Origin of the sequence: Vibrio sp. 10N.222.54.A3 (genome assembly GCF_041474095.1) — a bacterium.
GTDB lineage: Bacteria > Pseudomonadota > Gammaproteobacteria > Enterobacterales > Vibrionaceae > Vibrio > Vibrio crassostreae_C.
The window spans coordinates 14,115-36,602 of sequence record NZ_JBFRTN010000124.1 but is presented as its reverse complement, the minus strand read 5'-3'; the positions used below and the strand labels follow the sequence as shown (position 1 = coordinate 36,602).

Below are 22,488 nucleotides of genomic sequence, written 5' to 3'. Positions count from 1 at the left end.
ATCAACGATAAAACCTACTAGCTTAAGTAGGTTTTTTTGTTTCAAATTGACGAATTATTTTCACTAATATTATTCTGACAAAGTAGATATTTCGCCAACCTGTGATAATTTAAATACATAACGATTAAAAGTAAGCACAACAACATGAATTTCAGCATTGAACAACTTCTCGCGTTCGTTACCGTTTATGACCAACTCTCTTTCAGCAAGGCAGCAGTCAAGCTTAACAAGCACAGAACGACAATCGGGCAGGTTATAACTAACCTTGAAGACCAACTCGCGGTAAGCCTATTTGAAAGGGTTGGACGCACTGTAAAGCCGACAGAAGATGGTCATCATCTTTACCACTACGCTAAGCAAACGATTGAACAGGCAAGAACATTCGACAAGGTGGCTTTGAGCTTGTCTTATGGCGGGTTGGAAAACATCACCTTTGCTTATTCTGGTGTGATACCTCATCAAATGCTTTTGGATATTCGAAAGAAACTGCGTCGTGATTTCCCGATGATGCGAGTGAACTTTTTAATCCGAAACAAAAAGGATATTAAGAAGGGCCTTCAAAGTGGCGAGTACCACTTTGGATTAGTCAATGTGCATGACAGCCGGGGTATACACAGCTTTGATGCGACTTTTCTAGGTCACATTGAGTTTTCCCCATTCGTTCAAAAAAATGGTGAGTTCTCATCTTTGGCGCAAGAGGATGTACTTTTAGCGTTAAGAAATTCAAAGCAGTTTATCTTGAGATCGTTTATTGAAGAGGGAATGTCAGAAAAAGTAACCATCAGCTCCGATAACGAAGAAGTCGATCAATTGGCGTTAGTTATTAAAATGGTTGAAGCCGGTTTAGGGTGGGCACTGTTACCAAAAACGTTTGCTCATTCTGAATTTTCCCATTACGACATTGAACCTATACAGTCGTCTGAAATGCACCAAGGATTCAAATTCGGTTTTGCGCTTTGGTGCAATCATTCTAAGCAAGTGAAGGATGTAAAATTATCGGTTTTATCTGTTATACAAGAACATGTTGATCGAGTATTGAGTCAATATTAGCAAAGGAAGAATGTAGGTAACTTATTAATAGAGGCTCATTTATATGAGCCTTTTGCGTTTCTGTCATCTCGAAAGCTCTTTAATTTTGTAGGGCGACATCCTCTATATAGGAGTAGGGCAACACCATTATTTGGCCTATTCTATGCCCGTCGATTAAGGACCCCCTTTATTGGCAATAAGTGTTTAATTTCTATGTTTATTGCAAGGAAGCAAACTTTCGGCCGGGTTTCGTCACCCGGTCTTTTTTATGAGGCAAATTTTATGACTCGCTGCGGCGGCATTGTTCTTCTTTCCTGCTTTTTATTTACAACATCTTCTTTCGCATCGTTTTATGATCCTGTTGATGGTCAATTTGATATGGGGCATCACCTTGCGGAAAACGCATATGGCTTTTTGCCTATCCCAATTTTGATTACCGAGCCTGCGGTGGGGTACGGCGGCGGTGTGGCTGGTTTGTTTTTACATGAGACGGATGAGGAAAAGCGACAAAGAAAGCAAGCTGCTCTTTCTGCCATAGATGGTGGTGCGCAGTTAGTACCCTCAGCAATGTCAGTAGTGGGCGCAGTAGGGACAGAGAACGAAACTTGGTTTGTATTTGGTGGCCATAGACGATCTTGGATGAATGATTCCATTCGTTACACAGGAGGCGGCGGCTTTGGTGTTGCGAATTTGGATTTGTACACATCAATCAACTGGGGCCCCATAGATCATGACCTTAGAATAGGAACGTCAACTTCGGTAGCCGTACTTTCACAAAAGGTGCAGTTCCGGATTGGGCATACGCCTTGGATGTTGGGAATAAAGCAGTTATTAGCTAAGTCTGAGATTGAATTTGATAACATGGTTTTAGACCGAATTTTGGGTAACGAATCGGTTACTTCTGGTTTAGGGTTGGAGGCTGAATATGACACAAGAGATAATTTATTTTATCCAACCAAAGGTTACAAATTGTCTGCAGATTACATGGTGTACGACGATGCGATTGGCAGTGATTACAATTACCGAAATTTGAACATAGATGGCGAAGCCTATATCCCAATTGCCAATAAATGGACGTTAGGCTTGGCTGCAAATTATCAAAGCTTCGAACAGCAAGACCTGTTTGTATCACCCACAGCGAAACCGTACGTGTCGTTACGCGGGGTGTCATCTTATCGGTACCAAGGAGATGAGATTGAAACAATTCAAGGCCAATTGACGTATAGCATCACTCATCGTTGGAAGGTGTCTGGGTTTTACGGTTCAGGGGTTGCAAAGCAAGATAACGGCATAAGCCACGACAGTACCGTTAATGCCGGAGGTGTCGGCTTTCGATACCAAATCGCGAGACGTTACGGTTTGCACCTTGGGATGGATTATGCGCAAAGCCATGAAGAACGCGCTATCTACTTTAACGTAGGCAGTGGTTTCTAGAACAACGGAATAGGTTAAATTTTTCCAAGAAAAAAGGCGCTAATTAGCGCCTTTTCGTTTTCTATCACTTTCTTACAGTAAGATTACTTCTTACGGCAGAACTCAGCGATTACGTACATTGATTGACCGCCGTTTGTTTTACCAGAAACAAGCTTAGGATCGTCACCAACGCTGATACCACGAATAACAGTACCTTGCTTAATCACTTGGTTAGTACCTTTGATTGGCAGGTCTTTGATTACTGTTACGTCGTCACCTTTCTTAAGTTCAACGCCATTCACATCAAGAGGCTTGTCATCAGCAGACATGCCGATTTGTGCCCAAACTGATGTTTCTTCTTCAAGGTACATCATGTCTAGCGCGTCCTGAGCCCAGCTTTCTGTGTTCAGGCGAGTAAGTTGACGCCATGCCGTTACTTGAACTGGCGCTTCCTGGCTCCACATGCTGTCAGTCAGACAACGCCAGTGGTTGATATCTTTAGGATCGTCAATCTCACCAAGACATTTGTCACATACCATGATGCCGTGATCCACTGTTACGTGGCTGTGTGGCGGCACTGCGTATGCAGTAAGAGAAGAATCAGAACCACATAGTTCACATTTAGATTGGCAGCGTTCTAGCATAGTAGCTTCAGAAGACATAATGGACTCACATTTATTAGGTATTAAATTACGGGGCTATTATCCACTTTATTTACAATAAAGAAAGAGGTCGTACGGTATTCTGTCTTGATTAATTTTAGCTGAGATCAACCATTTGTGTTTTAAAGTTTTATGCAAACGGTCAACTAGGGGACTTGTTCGAACGACAGAGACAAAAATGCCAGCGGTTAGGCTGGCATTTGGTTTAGTGAAAAGCTTAAGTCTTAGTTATTCCAATAAAGCATCCGGTGCTGCTGCATCAAGGCTATCCGATTCTAAGAAATCAGCTACTTGAGCTCTCATTGATAGGGTATGAGTGGCATCAGAAAGGTCTGCTTGCGGTCCGATGATCGTAGAGTGCTTAGCCGTTTCGTTATACTGAACAAACACTCGGTTTCCAGTTGAAGTGCTAGCTTTTGTAGAGTCATCCAACCCTAAAGTTGAATCCAATCCTTCAGAACCAACAAACGAAGCCGTGTAAGACAATGGTTTATCGTTATCATCATTACCATTGTTTGGTACCGTTTCATCATTTTGCGACTGGATCAACAACGTTGGATAGCTAGAGCTAATTGATGACTGGTCCTCAGTGTTTGCTATTGAATGTGGATCGACCGTGTCAATAAGGGTTTGAGCGGCGACTTTAAATGCAACTAATTCAGTTTCAATTGCTGCGGCACTAGTTGGATTTTCCTTAGCAAAAGCGGTATAGCAATCGCCATCTTCAATGTCGTCCGTAGTACAAGCTGAAGCCACTGAATCCCGATACGTTGCATTTAACTGTTTAGCTAGATTGTGTTTAATTTCGGGGCCAAAGGTTTCCGATGCGAAGAGTAATTCAGCAATGTGCCCACCTGAATTAGCATATACCGCCGAGCTAAATTTATGTGTACCAGCAATTTCAGATGTAGCTACTGACGTAAATCCAGTAATACCGCCCAATGAGTGGCCCATAAATTTAACGGTTGTGTCTTTTACATCAACTCCGGCTAATGGTGTACCAGTAAAGTCATTCCCCACTTTTTCAAGTGCCATACGAAGACCTATTACATCAAGTGCACTTTGACGGATGTTGTCACGCGCAACGGGCAAAGCGCTTAGATTCAAGTAGTACAGAGCATTATCGTTAGTTGAAATAGCACCTCCGGCAAGTGAACGAGACCCATGAATAGGGTGGTCAATTGCAATGACAGCAAGACCTTCAGCCGTTAAGTTTGCCGCAAACGCATACGCATTCTCTTTTACAGAGGTAATACCGTGTTGGTAGATTACAACCCCGGTTATTGGGTCAGTCACAGGAGTAAACAAAAGCACATCAACAGCTTCAAGTGATTTAATTTGTGGTATTGGTGAATACTGAGTGACAATGCGATCACTATCTAGAGCTGTTCCACTTGCGTCCTTTGTGAGTGTTTTTCCCATTAAAGTCGTGACATCAGCTGCGCTAAGGTTTGTTGGGTCTAATCCTAATTTAACCAACTCTCCACCAACGAAAGAACTTGTAGAGTTATCCGTTAGTGCGCTTTTTATAACCGCTAAACTGTCCAATGCTGATGCAAATGGCGTTGTAGAGAACTTAGTTGGATCGGTTTCCAAGAAATATGGGAGTTGAACAGTACCTTTAGTCACGTTTACCGACGTAGTGCTGATACCAGCGTTAGAGTAAAGGAGATTTATCCCTCCAATCAAAGTGGCATTTTCTGTTGCATCGTCATCGGCAAGATATTTTTTAAAGTCAGCATCTGCAGCGATTGCTGTAGCAAATGGTGTTGTTGATGAGGAATCTAAACTAAGATTGTAAGCGTTTGTCAGATCGATATTATTTGGGTTTGCGCTGCCATTCCAATAAGTCGAAAGTGGGGCCCCAGCATCAATCATTCCGCCAATCAACGATGCTGTAGAGGCAAGAACATCACCAACAGAAGTTGTAGTAAACCAAGCTGAATACACAATCTTTTCCGCATCAATACCAACAGCGGCAGCTATAGCTTCTTGACCTTTAATTAAAGTTTGCGCACTAGCTAAGTCACCGGTTGAATAAGTTTTAGTGGCTGTTTTGAGAGCCGCATAGCTTTGCGATGTACCTACTGGGTTACCATTTACATCTGTAACGTCATCAGTAACAACAAGCAAATATTCAGACTTCTCATCAAAAGGAGTATTAGGTGTAATTGCTAGGTTTGAGCCTACTTTGTAAACTTTGTATTCAGAGCTAGCAACAGGTGTTGGTACTTGAGCCGCTGTGGATGTGTCTGTTAGCTTTTTAGAAAGCTTCAACAATGTCACTCCGGAAGTAACAACTCCAGGAGTATCACCAAAACCGTCGCCTTCAAACTCGATGTAAATTGGCATGCTGGTCGAAAAACCATCGGCATAATTTAATGCTGCTTTTGGGTTAGAAATGCTATCGTCGCCACCTGTTGGGATCGCTAACGTGCCATCTGTAGAGTCAAATAATAGGTTATTGCTTAAAGGAACTGATGCATTACTACCTTGCAAGAGCATTTTTTGAGTTGTCGCTCTTGCCAAAGACGTTTCTAGATAGGCTTCAAGTTGTTGGTTACTTGTTACCGAACTTTCGGTGTTGTCGCCACAACCTGCTAGCAGGATCGCTGAACATAGTAGAGAGATCTTAAAGTTACGTTTCATGATACGATCCTGATTTAGTTAAAAGTGTAGTTAAGCTGAACTGAAGAAAGGTAAGCGGTACCTTCTGCTTCGAAAGTCCTTTCTTGCTGAGCGCCATTTGTCTCAGTGAACTCACCGTCATCACTTACAACAAGTGCGAATCCTGCATCGACAGTCATATTTTCGCTCCAAACATAAGTGAAGCCAGCGCTATACCACATACGATCACTATCAGGAATGCTTAAAGTTGCTTCACCAGCTTGTTCGTCATAAGCGTAACCAGCTCTTAATGTCCACTTACTGTTTAGTTGGTACGTTGCGCCTAGTGAATATCGATTGTTGTCTTCATATTTTTCAGGTTTGTAGAAGCACTGACCTACTACACCGTTGTCAGTACAATCTGGACTTGTTGCTTTTAACTCCTTAAAAGTACTCCAATCAGTTTGTTGCCAACCGTAGTGAATTGCCCATTGTTCGTTAAGTTGGTGAAATGCTGAAAGCTCCAGAATAGAAGGAAGCTCGATTTGAAGACGACCATCAACCTTGGGAGATGTTGCTCTACCTGAATCGTAGCTGGTAAATTCACCGTCATCGAAATCAAGATCAACAGAAGAGCGGTAAGCGATACTAACGCGATTGTTTTCGTTCAGCTCATACATCGCGCCAACATTCCAACCATAGGCAAATGTTTCACCGGTCATGCCTATAAGTTTGTCAGATGGATTTCCACCAACAAAGTTAGCGAGCTCGCCTTTATGGCGAGTAAGTTCAGCTTCCGCATACACAAGGTTTAAACCTGCACCAACGCTAAATGATTCATTCACGCGATACGCAATATTTGGATTTAGATTTACAGATAAGAGCGACGTATCACCAGCCATATCACCTGCCGAGATGTCATCAGGGTAATCCGTAGCAACACCATAATTGGTGAACATACCGATACCCCAAGCCCATTTTTCGTTGATTGGGCTGATGTAATATGCGGCTGGCACGACTTGTAATGGAGCAACATCTTTTGAATGCTCGTTAGCGTCAACGTCGTAAACGTTAACCTCTGGATCAACGATAGAAACCGCGCCTGAAAATTGGGCTGTATCAAATAGGGTCATTGCGGCGGGGTTTCTCGCTAGTACACTCGCGTTATCAGCTACTGCACCTTCACCTGAAAAGGCACGACCAAGACCTGAGGCAGAATGCTCAGCAACTTGGAAACCAGCCGCAAGTGAGTTACATGCAAATAGTACTGAAAGTGAAACGAGAGAGCGTTGTATTGTTTTCATCCTTGACCCTCCTAGGGCATCGAATTTCGTTATTATGGTTTGAAAACACACTGAGCATTTTTGGTGTTGAAGCTCTAATGTAAATGACATGTTAAATTCATGTTTTATATAAAGTCAAAGAAAGAGTTGTTATTTTGTGAGGTTATGTTTTAAAGGGGCGGCACTTTAACATCGATAATATAAGTATAATCAATAATTTATTCGTGGTTGGAGGTGTGACCAGAGTGTTTATGCATCGTTGCGGTATAAATAGTGTTCAATAGCTCAATATGTAACAACTTTGTTTCTGTTTACCACCATTCGCTAAATCGGCATAATATCGACACTCGTTAGAAGTCATTAAATTGGAATTTTAAGTTTGGAATTACTCGCGATAGAGTTTCTTGGAAAACCGCTTCGTTTAGAAGGATCAATGGCAGGGTGGCAACAGTTGTATTGGGATAACACTTTGGTATCTCAATTAGATGCGACCACAGACCAAGAAGACGCCCGAAAACACGAATTTACACTACGCGCTGGCGAAGAAACGTTGCAGTGTCACGTTGAATCGACCGTTCAATGGCAACCGTTTGAGATGACGTATAAAGCGTCGGTGAATGGGCAAACCATTACCGAAGGCAATCGAAACACCAAAGATATTGAACAACAAACTCCTGTTGTCGCTCCTAAACCAGAGAAGCGTTTTAGCTTAATTGGGTTGGTGTCGCTTGGTATGAAAGCGCTTAAAAGCGCCAAGCTAATCAAGGTGGTACTTGCCTCTGCGAGTTTAGCGGCCTATTCATGGTTGTTTTCAATTCAGTTCGCTTTGGCCTTAATCGCCTGTTTAATGTTCCATGAGTACGGTCATATTAGAGCGATGAAATACTTCGGCATGAAAACCAAAGGGATCTATTTGATACCATTTCTTGGTGGCTTGGCGTTATCCGATGAAAAGATTAATACGCGTTGGCAAGATGTGGTTATCTCAATCATGGGGCCATTGTTCGGCCTGATATTGTCGTTAGTATTTATGGTGCTGTATTGGGCGACTGGCGAAATGTTCTTTGCCGGCCTTGCAGTATTTAATGCTCTATTAAACCTGTTCAATCTATTGCCGATTTTGCCTCTCGATGGCGGACATGTTCTTAAAAGTATCAGTTTCTCGATGAACAGTGTGCTTGGCATTGTACTTTGTGTCGCGGCTGCCGTTGCTGGTGTGGTATTGAGTTATCAGTTGAATTTAACCCTGTTTGGTTTCTTATTGATCATGGGCAGTGTTGAAATACTGTTTGAATGGAAAGGACGTCATCACAGTCACTTGTTACCGTTAGACAAATACGGGCAAGTCGTGTCGTTCGTTTGGTATGTAGGTTTAGTGAGCAGTTTGATTGGTGTTATCTGGTATTTTGCATCTACTGGTGATCAGCTATTAAGCCTACCATTACAAATTCTTGGTACTTAACGAGTGAGTTTCTGTTGTTGGAATTATCCAGCTGCTTAGTGCACTTGAACTGTTAGCAAGCAAGAAACTGAAAATGCCCTAACCAATATGGATAGGGCATTTTGTATTTACACCAGCTAGGCGATTCTTACTTAGATTACGCTTTGCAATTTGGTCTTGGTGAACCTGATTGAGGAAGCGTTTTTATCGTTGCTTGTAGATCTTTGATACGCGTACTGTGGGAAGGGTGCGTAGAAAGCAACTCTGGCGGTTGATTACCCCCTGATGCTTTCGACATGTTTTGCCACAAGTTGACACTTTGGTTTGGATCGAAACCTGCTTGAGCCATATACTCTAAACCAACAACATCGGCTTCAGACTCTTGAGTTCGCCCATACGGTAGAATAACGCCATATTGAACGCCTAACCCTAACGCGGCCATCGTCATACCTTGATACTGTTTGTATTCTGATGCGCCTAACGCGACGTTAGTAATAGACAAGCCAGTATTAGCGATTTGAGACTGAGACAGGCGCTCATTACTGTGGTCTGCAAGAACGTGTGCCACTTCGTGACCGATAACCGTCGCGAGTTGGTCTTGATTGACTGCGACCTTGAGTAAGCCCGTGTATACACCGATTTTTCCGCCAGGCAGGGCGAATGCATTCACTTGGTCACTATCAAACACAACAACTTCCCATTCACTAAAACCTTGTTTAGGAATATATTGAGTGATGCTGTTCGCTACGCACTGAACATAAGCGTTAGTTTTGGCATCTTTGCTGATGGGTTGTTCTTTTTTCATTTGTTCAAAAGACTGCGCTCCAAGCTGAGACATGTCTTTATCTGAAAAAAGCAGCAATTGGTTTCTGCCTGTCGGAGAAGCGCTACACGCGGTTAGGCCTGCTAGTGTGAGAAGCGAGGCAAACTTCATCCATGACGTCATACAATATCCTCTGTGTATTCGGTTTTTATGCATGTTAACATCAACTTGCGTAATAGCTAAGGGCTGTAAGATAACTAACAGCGGTAATATAGAAAAAAGCTATGCACGCGATAACAAGATCAATAATTAAGGAACCTATATGAGTATTTGGAAAAAGCCCGTTGACCTAGATACCTTCAACGCGACCTCAAAAAATACCTTAATTGAACACCTCAACATTGTTTACACCGAAGTAAATGACAATTCTTTGGTAGCAACCATGCCGGTTTGTCACTTTACGCACCAACCACTGGGTATGCTTCATGGCGGCGCATCGGTTGTGCTAGCAGAAACGCTTGGCTCATTGGCTGCAAACTTCTGCGTACCAGAAGGCTATTATTGCGTTGGGCTCGATATCAATGCGAACCACGTAAGGTCAATGCGTGAAGGGCATGTCATTGGTACTGCTGAGCCTATTCACTTGGGCGTCTCTACTCAAGTATGGCAGATCAATATCACTGATGATCGTCAACGCTTAGTTTGTACCAGCCGTTTAACCATTGCCGTTAAGAAACATAAGCGATAACAGACTAGGCAGTCGTACGCTGGTTTTGTCTTTAGAAGAAGTAATCAGTACTTAGAACAAGCAATCAGTATTTAAAGAAGTAACCCGAGAAGCCCATGGTCATAACGTTTAAAAGTGGAAAAGTCATCGCAACCGCACATGAATTGGTTGTTCGTTTAGATGGTGAGCATAGAGTCACGCTGCAAGCCCAAGTTGATGCAATTCAATTGATCGGAAAAGGGGCAAATGTCATTTCAGCTAACGGTTCTGAGTGTAAATGGTCGATAAAACTAGACGATGAACAGCAGCTCCGTGAAATCGCTAATGAAATTGGCTGCGATGTAATATAATCCTTTACGGTAAAAGCACTTAACCCTTAAGACTGAATAACATCTTAGGGTGTCGTACTCATAATTCACAATAAAATTGTGTCAGTAATATTGATTTTACGCCATAAAATAGGGAAACTGAATTCAATGTCCTTTGAATAAGTTTTCCTCTTTATGAGCAGCCCAAGACTTCGCGTTCAATTTGAAACCCTGTTTGAATACTTCGATGGTAAAGATTCTGATGTTCAACTCGACGACATCACGGATGTGCTCTGTTGTACCCGTCGTAATGCTCGAATGGTTCTCAACAAGCTTGAAGAAGAAGGGTGGGTAGAATGGTTACCTGCAGCAGGTCGAGGAAAGTTATCTCAACTTATCTTTAAACAGAATCGTTGTGATGTCAGCGAGAACTTAGCAAGACGCTACTTGCAGGAAGGAAAAATTGGACAGGCGCTGTCAGTGCTTGATCACAATGCTGCCAAACTCACGCAAGTTATTCAAAACTACTTGGGCGTACAGTATCAAGAAGGCGAACAAGTTATTCGTTTGCCTTATTACCGGCCGCTTTCAATGCTTAACCCAACCAAATCGATGCGTCGTTCAGAGCAACATATCGCTTGTCAGGTATTCAGTGGGTTGACTCGTCTAGATGAGAATGACCAACTTCAACCCGATCTTGCTCATTCATGGCAAAAAATCAGCGATTACCAATGGCGATTCTTCTTGAGACCCGGTGTTCGTTTCCATAACGGGGAACCTCTGTTAACCAATCATGTTGTGGATACACTGCTTGCACTCGAACCTCTCAACATGTTTTCGCATATCAAAGATGTCTCTTCACCTGCAAATTGTGTAGTAGATGTTTTTCTCACACGTCCAGACAAGTATTTTCCCCTCGCACTAACGGAATCGGTCGCTAAAGTCACATTACCGATCACTTTACGTGGTGAAGACTACGATATTCGACCGATTGGAACGGGACCTTATCGCATTGAAAAGAACGACGAGAAACAACTCGTGTTAACCGCTTTCAATGGGTACTTTGGTTTCAGACCGTTAATTGATCGCGTTGAAGTTTGGGTGGTGGATGAGGCTTATTCTTCAATGGTTTACCCAAGCCTATCTAAGCCTGTTATGGCCGACCGTGGCGATAGCGATGAAGTAGAACTCGATCCTGGTTGCACGTATTTACTGCTCAATAGAAAGAAGGGTATTGCACAAGATCCCGCATGGGCACAGTTTTTATCTAACGCGTTGAATGCGGCGGATCTGTTTGTTCATATTCCAAAAGAGACCGTTATCGATTTGGGCGTGTTACACGCTTATGGGATAAAACCCGGTTGGTATGACATAAAGTTGAAGGTGCCAGTTTGTCCACCAGAAAATTCCAAACCAACGATAAGATTGGCTTATCAATGCCAACATCCAATGTTTCCAACGCTTGCCAAGGCGATTGTCACGATGCTGAAGCAATACAACGTCGATGTTGATCTTTACGGTTACGAAACCGATCCTCCACACGCTGATGATGTCGATATTTGGATTAACCCTATGGGTATCGCTAATAACAGAGACGACGCCTTGGCTGGCTGGTTAATGGACTACAGTTTTCTTGATGAATCTAGCCCGGCAGAGGACTTCGACCAATGGTGTCACATGATTGACCGTTGGCGTTCTGGTGAATTCGAGCAATTCCCAGCACGACAGTTAGGTAAACAACTGGTCCAAAGCAATCAATTGATCCCGATGTTCCATTGCTGGTTAGGCGTTAATAAAGATCAATGTGGTACGTTGCAAAACGCGAAATGTAATGCATTAGGTTGGTTCGACTTTAGCCAAGTTTGGGTGAAGCCTGACGTTGATTGAAATCCAAGAAAACTCAGTTAGGACCAAATAACTCATTTAGGAAAAAACGATGCAAACTCTGATGGTTACATTTATTACGCTGGTGGCATTTGCTGCTAATTCAGTTTTGTGTCGCTGGGCCTTAATGGATCAAACGATTGATCCTTTGAGCTTTTCGATCGTTCGCATCTTATCTGGTGCGCTTACGCTTCTGATTTTATTAACGTTATCTTCCCAATCTAAGTCTAAACGTGAGTTAACAAACAACACATCGGCATATGCAAAACTCAAATCACAGTTTCAATTAACATCAATACTGTCACTGCTCGTGTATATGTTTGGTTTCTCGTTTGCTTACTTAGAGCTTGGCGCAGGTCTTGGTGCGCTGGTGTTGTTTGTCGCAGTGCAATTTACGATGATTGCCGCGCACTTGCTTTCTGGCAACAGAATGTCACTCATTGAGTGGGGCGGGTGTTTGTTATCTGTGGCAGGGCTTGTTTACTTGTTAATGCCAACGGAATCGACTCAAGTACCCGACTTAGTTTCTATTATCTTGATGTCTCTGGCCGGAATTGGGTGGGGCATTTACACATTGGCAGGAAAGAAATCGTCAAACGCACTGCAATCGACCACCGCTAACTTTGGATTCAGCTCGCTAGTTATCCTTGTGGCATTGAGCTTATTAGTTTTTATACCTAATGCGTTAACGAGAGTGTCTATCACTGAACAAGGTTTGATTTACGCGGTTATATCGGGCTCTGTGGCTTCCGGTGTGGGTTATAGTTTGTGGTATTACGTGGTGAAAAAGCTGAATACAGTGGTGGCGTCTATTGCACAGCTTTCTGTTCCAGTCATCGCGACACTTGGTGGTGTATTACTGTTATCTGAACCTGTCACCATGCAATTTATAGTCTCATCAACCGTTATACTTCTAGGGATAAGCTTGGTTCTTGTCGCCCCTAAACTTAAGAAATAAAGAGTTCAATCATTAACTTCTATGGCTAAACCAAACAAGAAACAACCGACCAAGACGGTTCAGATTTTCTGTGCCAAATGTAAAACGCAGCTTTTTAAGTATCGGAAAGGTGGCAAAGGTGCACTCGTGAAATGTTTTAAGGAGCGTATCGTTGAAGATTTCACGACAAAACCATGTGTGTGCCCTGAATGCGGGATTGAATTTGCGCGAGACACTTTGGTTCGAGGTACGCCAGCCTACAAGTTTGTTGGTGGCAAGGTAACGATGAAATAACCCGTCACGGTGAAACTAAAAATGCCACAGCACGGTTTGTGTGTGGCATTTCAACGTTGCTTTTGATACTCAGAGTAAAGAATTGAGCTCAGTAAGCTCTGACACGCCATTGAAGCTTAAGAAGTAATAGCGAGACAATTGCGCCCGTGGTGTCACACAGCATATCTTTCTGTGCATCCCAAATATCACCTTGTGAGCCAAGGAACGCGATACCTTCATCACCACCTGCAATCTCCGCGTACCACCACTCGATAATTTCATAACCTGCAGCCACACTCATGATCGCAAATAGCGCAAAGAAACATGCCAGCACCGGTTGAGCCAGTTTTTTACGAATCAAGTACTCAGCGAGTGGGTAAGCATAAAGGCCAATTGAGAAATGCGCGACACGATCAAAGTTATTACGCTCAGAACCTATCATGTTGTTGAACCAATCAAATGGCACTTCTGCGAAGGTATATTTCGCGCCTATCGTATGCAAAATTAGCCAGATAAACATTAAAACGTAAGCTGTCTTAGTGAAGGTGAGCTTTGTTGATAACCACCAGATTCCCACCAATATCGCAAGCGCTGGGACAATTTCGGCAATCCATACCGCTCTTGAAGAGGGAGCAAACGCTGAAAATAGAAACACAATCAGATACAGCGTCGTCAATGACAGTAATGGTCTATTTTGAGCAAGTGGCGTAATTGTCATCATCAGATCCTGTATTAGTTTCATGTATAGTTACACAATAATGAACAGTGTTCAATTGTGCTCTAATCACCATATTTGTTGAAAACCGGCGTTATCGCCCAGTATCTAGACAAACGGTTGCGAGAGTTTCACAAAAGTTTGATTTACAACAAAGCGATCCTTAAAATCGCTCTATTACTACATAACAAGAAAGAAAGTCATGAAACTGGAAACTGTCGATTACCTTGCTGACGACGCAGCAGAACAATTTGTTCGCTCTCTACGTGAAACTGGTTTTGGTGTTCTTAAGAACCACCCAATCCCGAAAGAGCTTGTTGAGTCAATTTACGAAAACTGGTACCAATTCTTCATCTCTGAAGAAAAAGAGAACTTCCACTTTAATGTTGAAACACAAGATGGATATTTTCCACCTTCAGTGTCTGAAGTTGCTAAGGGCCACACTGTAAAAGACATCAAAGAGTACTTTCACGTATACCCATGGGGTCAAATCCCTGAGCAGCTGAAAGAACAGATTCTAGATTACTACCAACGTGCGAATGCTTTTGCTCAAGAGCTGCTAGGTTGGGTTGAAGCTCATGCTCCTAAAGAAGTACAAGAGAAATTCTCTATTGCGTTATCAGAAATGATCAACGGCAGTGAACAGACTCTGCTTCGTGTTCTTCACTACCCACCAATGCAAGGTGATGAAGAGCCAGGTGCAATCCGCGCTGCGGCACACGAAGACATCAACTTACTGACGGTTCTTCCTGCTGCAAGCGAGCCGGGCCTTCAAGTTAAAGCTCAAAATGACGAGTGGCTAGATGTTCCATGTGACTTCGGTAACATGATCATCAACATCGGTGACATGCTTCAAGAAGCATCTGGTGGTTACTTCCCATCGACAACTCACCGTGTAATCAACCCATCAGGTGAACGCCAAGAGAAGTCTCGTATCTCTTTGCCTCTATTCCTTCACCCGAAACCAGAAGTAGTGCTATCTGAAAAGTACACAGCAAACGAATACCTAATGGAACGTCTAAGAGAGCTTGGCGTTATCTAGTCAGTTCAATGCTTCGTCCCTAAAATTGGGATAGATGTGAAAGGTCAGCTAAGTCGCTGACCTTTTTTGTATCCGTACCAAAGAATTGCGGCTTTATTACTAGGGCGTGTTGATCTTTCGAGCTGATTTTTGCAGCGAGTTGCTGGGTATTTATACAAGGCAGAGGCATCGATGTGTAGCTAGCCTACATGAGAAGCCGATAACGTAGTAGAAATGACCAGCAAACGCTGCCCGAAGGGTTCGGCTAAAAGCGTTTTACTCTTTGTTGAGGGAGATTTGCTTAGAATGACTAGGCTACTTCTCCCTCGCCGCGATTAAAACGCTTTTATCTCGAACAAAATTTAACCGCGAAAGGTCAACACGCCCTAATGGTTGTATTGAACGAAATGGTACTCAGTTTTGACGATAAAAGGTGCCTTTAAGCCAAACGTTAGAAAGTTGTTTGTCCTTAAGCTCGACAAATCTTAGAAAATCGCTTTCAATTAAAGAAGATACGCAACGGATGCGAAACAGGTTACTTATAGTATCCACAGTTCTAGAAATCCATTAATTCAGAGAAGCTAACTGAGTCAACTATGTCGAATTATCAAGATGTGAGAGCAAACTTTCATTGCCATATGGAAAACCCATTGCTTTGGCCGATAATGGAAGTGCTTAAGCAAAAGCCAAGCGGATGGAAAGTACACACATTGGCAGCTCATCTGAACGATCTTGGGTTTGTGCCAGTGTTGGATGCTGTGCCTGAGAAAGAGTTGTTTAAAAAGAACTTCCTTATCATGAATGCGCTTTATCAGCTTCAAGAAACCTTACACCCAGATGGTTGGCTCCAAGTCCAAGCGATGGACATCGAATTGATGAATGGTCGTTATCACGGAAGCAGTCACAGCATCGATCATCAAGACCCACTTCGAGAATACTACATTAATTGGGTTAACTATGAAGCGGATGAAGGTGAAGTCAAAAGGCTGTTGAACGAATTTTGGACTCGGTATAGAAAGTATGTGGGTGGTGATGAACTCGATATGGATCGAAGTCGAGCATTGAACCTGTTTGAGTTACCTTTAGACGCGACACACCATGAAATTAGAAAACGTTGGCGACAACTGGCATTGAGATGGCATCCGGACAGAGACGAAGGCAACACCGCAAAATTTCAGACGCTCTGTGAAGCATGGCATGTATTAAGAAGCTCATAATCGACAGGCATTTTTAGCTGTCTAATTGCTTAGAACCCTAAAACAGAAAGCCCCACATTGTGAGTGACACAAGTGGGGCTTTGTCGTTATTACGTTATGTTTTGGGTAACTACGTTATGTGCTGTAGCGACTTAAGTTATTGGTGTTAGGAGTGATCTTTGCTCTCGCCACTTTTATGTTCAAAGGCATAGTCGAGTACTTTACGGATATAAGGCGCACCGACTTTTGAACCGCCGTTACCGTGTTCAATGACCACAGTTGCGACATATTCAGGGTGTTCATACGGTGCGAAAGCCGTGTAAAGCGCGTGGTCAAGTAAATGCCTAGCGAGTTTCTTCGAGTTGTAGACCTGATCTTTCGCAAGATCAAAGACTTGTGCAGTTCCTGATTTTCCGCCGCTCGTATAGTCAGTTCCCTTAAATGCACGTCTGCCGCTGCCTCTACTTCCGTGGTTCACGAGTCGCATCGCGTTGATTGGTACATCCCAAATTCTATCCGGCACTTCGGTGATTGAGGGCATTGGCTCCGGTTCGACAAGTTGTTGTGTACTGAAATCTTCACCATGATCTAAGGTGGCTCTTAAGATATGAGGTGGCATCACCTTACCATGATTAACCAATACTGACGTTGCTTTAGCAAGTTGCATAGGTGTCGATGTCCAATAACCTTGGCCAATACCAATCGGAACTGTGTCACCCTGATACCAAGGGGTGCGATAACGCATCATCTTCCATTCTCGAGTCGGCATGTTGGCGGTACTTTCTTCATAGATATCAATGCCTGTCGGTTCACCAAATCCAAATCGGTTCATCCAACTTGAAATTCGGTCAATACCCAAATCGAAAGCGGTTTGATAGAAGAATGAATCTACCGACTCTTCAATGGCTTGAGTGACATCGACAGGTCCGTGACCCCAACGTTTCCAGTCACGCCACGATTTAGAGTTTCGTTTAGATCCAGGAATTCTCCAAACGCCATGGTCGTTACGGATGGTATCTTCAGAGATGACATGTTCTTGCAGTCCTGCCACAGCCATAAATGGTTTAACGGTTGAGGCAGGAGGATAAACGCCTAGAGTGGTGCGGTTAACCAACGGGTGAGCCGGATCATTCAATAAACGTTGGTAGTTCTTACTCGAAATGCCGTCGACAAATAGGTTAGGGTCGTAACTCGGGCTTGATGCCATCGCCAACACGCTGTTGTCTTTCGGATCGAGAATAACCGCGCTTCCAGTTCGGTGATCAAGTTGCTCAAAGACGTATTTTTGCAGCTCAAGGTCAATATTTAACACGATATCTTTACCAGCTACTGGCGGCACGTACTCAATGGTTCGGACTATTCGCCCACGGCTGTTTACTTCGACTTCTTGATAACCTTTGGTGCCGTGCAGAATATCTTCGTAATAACGTTCAACACCCAGTTTTCCTATGATTGTTGTAGCTTGATAATTCGCTTCTATCCCTTGTTCTTCAAGCTTTCTGAGATCGCTATCATTGATGTGCGCCACGTAACCAAGAACATGGGTAAGCACCTCACCATTCGGGTAAAAACGCTTTAAGCTGGTATCGATAGATAAGCCGGGGAACTGGTACTGGTGCACGGAGAACTTGGCGATCTCTTCCTCCGTTAAGTTCTCTAGAATAGTCACAGATTTAAAACGGCGGGTGTTGTGATAGCGTTTTTTGAAACGAGCGATCTGCTCTGCATCACGGGGGACATATTTGTCTAGCTTGGTGAGCATTGCATCGACATCATCGGTTTGCTCAGGAATCATGGTTAGATCAAAGACAAGCTTGTTCTCTGCAAGCAACACGCCGTTACGGTCGTAAATAAGTCCACGAGTAGGGGCGATAGGTAATACTTTGATTCTGTTGCCATCGGCACGAGTTTGATAGCTTTTAAAATTTTCAACTTGAAGTCGGTATAGATTGCCGACTAAGACAAGAGTGAACATCAAGATCCCACAAAACGCGACGATTACGCGGTTTTTGAATAGGTTCACTTCGATTTTATGGTCACGCATCTTAACGCGTTTATGAATCATTGAAGCCTCAAGGGTCTGTTACATTTGGTTACACTTGTCGAATCGGGACTTTATCTGAATATCACTAGGGTTTTGTAAAAGCTGTGTCATGTTTTGAGGGATCGACAGCATTAGATGGCGGTAAACAGTGCCTTTAATTTTCTCATTACAAAAGATGATAAGTAATTGATGTAAAGATTGGTTTTATGAATTTATAAAGTTCAAGAGTTTTGACGACACTAGAGGTTAGGTCAAAAGAGGTTAGATAAATTTACGGCCCTCAGAATGAGAGCCGTAGAAGGTTAATTTGCTTATTTAGTGGCTTAGAAGCTTTAGTAAATTAGAAGATTAAAACTTCAAAAACCTAGAAGCACAATAAATCCGATATTTAACGAAATCAGTTCGAAGGCTTGAACTGAGATTTACGCATACGGTTCAGAGCAGCCATCACATCTAACGTTCTTGGTTTCGCTAGGTCACCGTAGTTAGGCATGTTAGCGTGCCATTCGTTTTCTAAAATAGCGTTAAACTCTTTAGCAGGGTTGTTTGACCAACCTGGAGTTTGTGCGAATTGGAACCAAGCCCAACCGATCGCATTCACTTCAGACGGTGATTCTAATTGCTCAAGCGCAGAAAGGTCTGCAAACTCTTTACCAAAACGCAGTGACTCTTTGCCTTTAGCATTAACACGGAATTTACCGTCAGTCAGAATGTTCATCAGTGAAGCACGGTTCAATGAACGCGGTACAAACGTTTCTAAAGCAGTTTCACATTCGTTAGTACGCTGAGTAGGGTGCTGAGCAATCACGTCTTTTGCTTTTTCAGTCACATCTACCGCTTGGTAGTCGTGCATTTGAATCACAGTGTTCGCGACATCTAGGTAATCACCAGAGCCACCCATTACAACAATGGTAGAGATATCCATCTCTTCACGAAGCTGACCAATGCGGTCGACAAGTGGTGTGATTGGCTCATCACCTTTTGACACTAGCGCTTGCATACGCTCGTCACGAATCATGAAGTTAGTCGCTGACGTATCTTCATCGATAAGTAGAGTTTGAACGCCGGCTTCAATCGATTCTTGTAACCAAGCCGCTTGAGACGTAGAACCTGACGCATCTTGTGTGCTGAAGTCAGATGTGTCTTTCTGCATTGGTAAATGGTTGATGTAGTTTGACAGGTTCAAGCTGTGCACACATCGACCATCTTCAGCGCGGATCTTCATCGTATCAATCGCAGTTACAATGCCTTCGCGACCGTCACCAGGAATATGGTTGTAGATAGAACGTTCAACGGCGTTCAACAGTGTCGATTTACCATGGAAACCACCACCAACGATCAGCGTAATGCCTTTTGGAATGCCTAGGCCGGTCACGTCACCTTGGTTTGGAGTATTTAACGTAACACTCAATGATTCTGGAGCCGCGAAAGGTACCGCGTCTTTCATTGGAAGGTCGCAGTTACCCGCGATACGAGGTAACACACTGCCGTTTGCAACGAAAGCGGCTAGGTTGTTTTCATCCAATTGAGCACGCAGCGCTTCTTGGTCTTCAACGGCTTCACAATGTTTGATCATTGCATCGATGTTTAACTCACGCTCAAGCGTCGCGCGACGAATAAACTTCGGTAAGTAGAAAGTGATGATGTTGTTCGCTTTCTTAGCAAGAATGCTACGACCATCAGCTGGTAAATTAATACGGAAACGAATTTCGATGCCGTGGTCTGTGAATACAACAGCTGTGTTGTCTAATACGGTTTGACCCGTCAGCGCGATAGAAACGGTCGACTCTTGTTTCGCGAACTCAGAGAAGCTACGTGCGATAAAGTCACGAGCGGCTACTTGGTATTCGTAAGATTTTTCTTTCAGCCAATCTAACCCGGTCAAAGACCACGCGCGCGTTGCACGAAAACGAGAAGCTGACGCGTATGGGTCACCTTGGATGTGGTCGATGTGTAATTCAAAATCAGCAAAGTCGTATTGACCTTTAATTTGTTGATATGCACGGTAGTTTTGTTTTTCGAGCTTTTTAAGCTTTGCAGTCAACTGATCCATAACGAGGAATGCCTATATAAGGGGAAAGATAAAAACAGAAAGGCGGCGATTATAAAAATCACCACCTTTAGAGTAAAGAGAAAGTAGGCCTAAATCCAAAACTAACTGCTCTTTTTCGCTTTAAGCGTAACGAGTTGTCCCCAAATAGTTTTGATTGATTAAGCTGTGTTCGAATTCTTGGCTCGGCATTGGTCTTCCGTAAAGGTAACCTTGGCCCACATCGCAGCCTTCGTTAATAATAAATTGCTCCTGAACCTCCGTTTCTATGCCTTCAATCGTCACTTTTAAGTCGAGCTTTTTGGCAATTTGGACAATAGAACGAACAATTTCCGAGTCTTCGTGTGAGTTGAGCATTTGGTCGATAAAGCTCTTATCAATCTTAATGGTGTCGAATGGGAACTTCTTCAGATAACTGAAGGAGGCGTAGCCCGTACCGAAGTCATCTAGTGACAATGTAACGCCAATATCGTGCAAAGATCCCAAGGTATTCTTGGCAACCACTTCATCTGCTATCAGTCCACTCTCCGTAACTTCAAGTTCTAAGAAACGAGGCTCTAAATGATAGGTTTCGAGTAGGTGAACCACTTGTTCCGCAAAGTGTACGTTCTTGAGTTGAATTGCAGACACATTCACAGCCATCTTGAAATCTTCAACGTATTCGGACCACTCTTTGGCTTTTTCAATCGCAACGCGTAAAACAAAGCTGCCCACTTCGAAAATCAAACCGTTTTGTTCAGCCATGTGGATCAGGGTTTCGTTAGAGATATCACCCAAAACAGGATGTCGCCAACGAAGCAAAGCTTCAGCACCGACCCAGCGATGCGTCAACGGGCTAACTTTGGGTTGAAAGTAGAGCATAAGGTCATCATTACGAACGGCTTGAAGCAAATAGCCTTCGATCTTATTAATGTGAGTTTGTTCTTCGGTATGGGATTGAGAGTAGTAAGCGAACTTTTGTCCTGAATCTTTGCAGGCTAACATCGCTTCAGAAGATTTCTGCAGAATGCTTTCCGCGTCATCTTCGTCGTTCGTAATTGCAATCCCAATAAACGCGTGCAAATGCACTTTGTCACTTTCGATGTCGAATTCTGAATGACCAACTTTAACGAGCGTCTGGCAAAGTTCTTCAAGGCGATGGTGTAAATCTTTAACGCTAAACGCCAATACGAGGTCAACCGAAGTAGGGCGTGCAGTTAATACATCGATATCAGAAATACAGTCGATGCGTTTTCGGTATTCAACAAGCACTTGGTCTAACGCGTTATAGCCGTAGCGTGCTTGTATGCGTCTACCGTTGGTAAAACCAATATGAACGACTGCAAATGAGCTGTCTGTCAGCCTTCTCTGTGACAGTAGCTTGTGGTTTAAGCGAGATTCAAATGCGTTTCGGTTTAAAAAGCCGGTGCCGAGGTCGTGATTCTTTTGGAAGTTTATTTTTTGTTCAGCCGCTCTTCGCTTATCGATCTCTTGGTTTAAAGAATAATTGAGGCTCGCGAGATCTTTAGTGCGAGTGTAAACCCGGTTCTTTAAGTCACGATTCATTTGGGTGAGCTTAGCGTGCTGAAACAAGGTTTTAAGCTGGGATTCTATCGAGGTACGAAAGCTTTCTAATAGCTTGATATAGGTAGATGTGTAGTGGTTCTCTTTCGAGTCCAAGATACAAATAGTACCGAACAATTCGCCGTTAGGCCAAAACAGCGGAATGCCACAATAAGAGATTAAGCCGAGTTTGATGTCTGGGTTGTTGTCCCACTTAGGATCGGCAAGCGCGTTAGGCACAAGAAGCTGTCGTTGAGTTTCCATCACTGTTTCGCAGTACAGCCCATTCCCCAGCGTTTCAGAATCACCTTTGTTGTATGGGTTGTTCTCGCTACGACTGGTTGAAAAAACTTCAATGTAATTGGCGTGAACACGCATGATTAGTGCTGCGGGCACTTGAGTAATTTGAGCTAAGAGGTCGACAATATTCTGCCAACCGTGCTCCATATCGTCTGGGATATCTAAATCGAGAGTTTTTATTTTCTTCATATGACTCCGAGTCAATTATGCTAAATGCATCAACACATCCTGTGTTAATTATGATGAACCAAAGAAAACTGTGAATCTTACGTTAACTAAGTATAAGAAATGTT

General features: G+C 43.2%; 18 protein-coding genes. 10 read left to right on the top strand and 8 right to left on the bottom strand.

The annotated features are described in order from the left end of the window. Window positions 1-144: 144 nt before the first annotated feature. Both AB4507_RS21095 and AB4507_RS21090 read left to right on the top strand, forming a co-directional pair. Entirely contained in the window at window positions 145-1,050 is a 906-nt protein-coding gene (locus AB4507_RS21095) for a LysR family transcriptional regulator (protein ID WP_372055032.1), read from the top strand. Between the two features lie 261 nt (window positions 1,051-1,311). After that, window positions 1,312-2,463, top strand: coding sequence for a BamA/TamA family outer membrane protein (locus AB4507_RS21090; protein WP_017069662.1), 1,152 nt, complete (start codon window positions 1,312-1,314; stop codon window positions 2,461-2,463). A gap of 83 nt (window positions 2,464-2,546) precedes the next feature. Here the strand turns inward: AB4507_RS21090 and AB4507_RS21085 are convergent, their stop codons facing one another. From AB4507_RS21085 to AB4507_RS21075, 3 genes are all read right to left on the bottom strand, one after another. Beyond that, window positions 2,547-3,104, bottom strand: coding sequence for a PhnA domain-containing protein (locus tag AB4507_RS21085; RefSeq protein WP_017060062.1), 558 nt, complete (start codon window positions 3,102-3,104; stop codon window positions 2,547-2,549). Between the two features lie 228 nt (window positions 3,105-3,332). Next, window positions 3,333-5,753 (bottom strand): VolA/Pla-1 family phospholipase, encoded by a 2,421-nt coding sequence (locus AB4507_RS21080; RefSeq protein WP_372106877.1) that lies wholly within the window; start codon window positions 5,751-5,753, stop codon window positions 3,333-3,335. Window positions 5,754-5,767: 14 nt separating this feature from the next. Further along, on the bottom strand, window positions 5,768-7,015 hold the full coding sequence (locus tag AB4507_RS21075) for a porin (protein ID WP_372183275.1): 1,248 nt from the start codon (window positions 7,013-7,015) through the stop codon (window positions 5,768-5,770). Window positions 7,016-7,373: 358 nt separating this feature from the next. Between AB4507_RS21075 and AB4507_RS21070 the strand changes: the two genes are divergently transcribed. Then, complete coding sequence (locus tag AB4507_RS21070; RefSeq protein WP_017060065.1) at window positions 7,374-8,456, top strand: site-2 protease family protein; 1,083 nt, start codon at window positions 7,374-7,376, stop codon at window positions 8,454-8,456. Window positions 8,457-8,592: 136 nt separating this feature from the next. On the opposite strand, the gene AB4507_RS21065 is transcribed toward AB4507_RS21070, so the two are convergent. Then, complete coding sequence (locus tag AB4507_RS21065; protein WP_102394481.1) at window positions 8,593-9,381, bottom strand: M48 family metallopeptidase; 789 nt, start codon at window positions 9,379-9,381, stop codon at window positions 8,593-8,595. 139 nt (window positions 9,382-9,520) lie between these two features. Between AB4507_RS21065 and AB4507_RS21060 the strand changes: the two genes are divergently transcribed. From AB4507_RS21060 to AB4507_RS21040, 5 genes are all read left to right on the top strand, one after another. Further along, window positions 9,521-9,946, top strand: a complete 426-nt coding sequence (locus tag AB4507_RS21060; RefSeq protein WP_017060067.1) for a hotdog fold thioesterase — start codon at window positions 9,521-9,523, stop codon at window positions 9,944-9,946. 95 nt (window positions 9,947-10,041) lie between these two features. Next, window positions 10,042-10,275 carry a DUF3389 domain-containing protein gene (locus AB4507_RS21055; RefSeq protein ID WP_048660191.1) on the top strand — a complete coding sequence of 78 codons (234 nt, stop codon included), beginning with the start codon at window positions 10,042-10,044 and terminating at the stop codon, window positions 10,273-10,275. A gap of 153 nt (window positions 10,276-10,428) precedes the next feature. Further along, complete coding sequence (locus AB4507_RS21050; protein ID WP_372152723.1) at window positions 10,429-12,120, top strand: SgrR family transcriptional regulator; 1,692 nt, start codon at window positions 10,429-10,431, stop codon at window positions 12,118-12,120. Between the two features lie 49 nt (window positions 12,121-12,169). Next, window positions 12,170-13,075 carry a DMT family transporter gene (locus tag AB4507_RS21045; protein WP_372183273.1) on the top strand — a complete coding sequence of 302 codons (906 nt, stop codon included), beginning with the start codon at window positions 12,170-12,172 and terminating at the stop codon, window positions 13,073-13,075. A 21-nt stretch (window positions 13,076-13,096) separates the two neighbouring features. Then, entirely contained in the window at window positions 13,097-13,348 is a 252-nt protein-coding gene (locus AB4507_RS21040; protein ID WP_017060071.1) for a hypothetical protein, read from the top strand. 88 nt (window positions 13,349-13,436) lie between these two features. Here the strand turns inward: AB4507_RS21040 and AB4507_RS21035 are convergent, their stop codons facing one another. Next, on the bottom strand, window positions 13,437-14,045 hold the full coding sequence (locus AB4507_RS21035) for a DUF2238 domain-containing protein (protein ID WP_372123414.1): 609 nt from the start codon (window positions 14,043-14,045) through the stop codon (window positions 13,437-13,439). Window positions 14,046-14,244: 199 nt separating this feature from the next. Here AB4507_RS21035 and AB4507_RS21030 point away from each other — a divergent pair, with 199 nt between their 5' ends. Both AB4507_RS21030 and AB4507_RS21025 read left to right on the top strand, forming a co-directional pair. After that, window positions 14,245-15,084: an isopenicillin N synthase family oxygenase gene (locus AB4507_RS21030; RefSeq protein WP_017060073.1), complete on the top strand. Its 840-nt coding sequence runs from the start codon at window positions 14,245-14,247 to the stop codon at window positions 15,082-15,084. 575 nt (window positions 15,085-15,659) lie between these two features. Then, complete coding sequence (locus AB4507_RS21025) at window positions 15,660-16,280, top strand: DNA-J related domain-containing protein (protein WP_029235437.1); 621 nt, start codon at window positions 15,660-15,662, stop codon at window positions 16,278-16,280. A gap of 145 nt (window positions 16,281-16,425) precedes the next feature. Here AB4507_RS21025 and mrdA read toward each other — a convergent pair whose 3' ends face one another. The 3 genes from mrdA to AB4507_RS21010 form a co-directional block, all read right to left on the bottom strand. Beyond that, entirely contained in the window at window positions 16,426-18,324 is a 1,899-nt protein-coding gene (gene mrdA, locus AB4507_RS21020; RefSeq protein ID WP_372183271.1) for a penicillin-binding protein 2, read from the bottom strand. A 376-nt stretch (window positions 18,325-18,700) separates the two neighbouring features. After that, window positions 18,701-20,356 (bottom strand): ABC-ATPase domain-containing protein, encoded by a 1,656-nt coding sequence (locus tag AB4507_RS21015; protein ID WP_017064599.1) that lies wholly within the window; start codon window positions 20,354-20,356, stop codon window positions 18,701-18,703. A 120-nt stretch (window positions 20,357-20,476) separates the two neighbouring features. Further along, complete coding sequence (locus tag AB4507_RS21010; RefSeq protein WP_372183270.1) at window positions 20,477-22,384, bottom strand: EAL domain-containing protein; 1,908 nt, start codon at window positions 22,382-22,384, stop codon at window positions 20,477-20,479. Window positions 22,385-22,488: the final 104 nt, after the last annotated feature.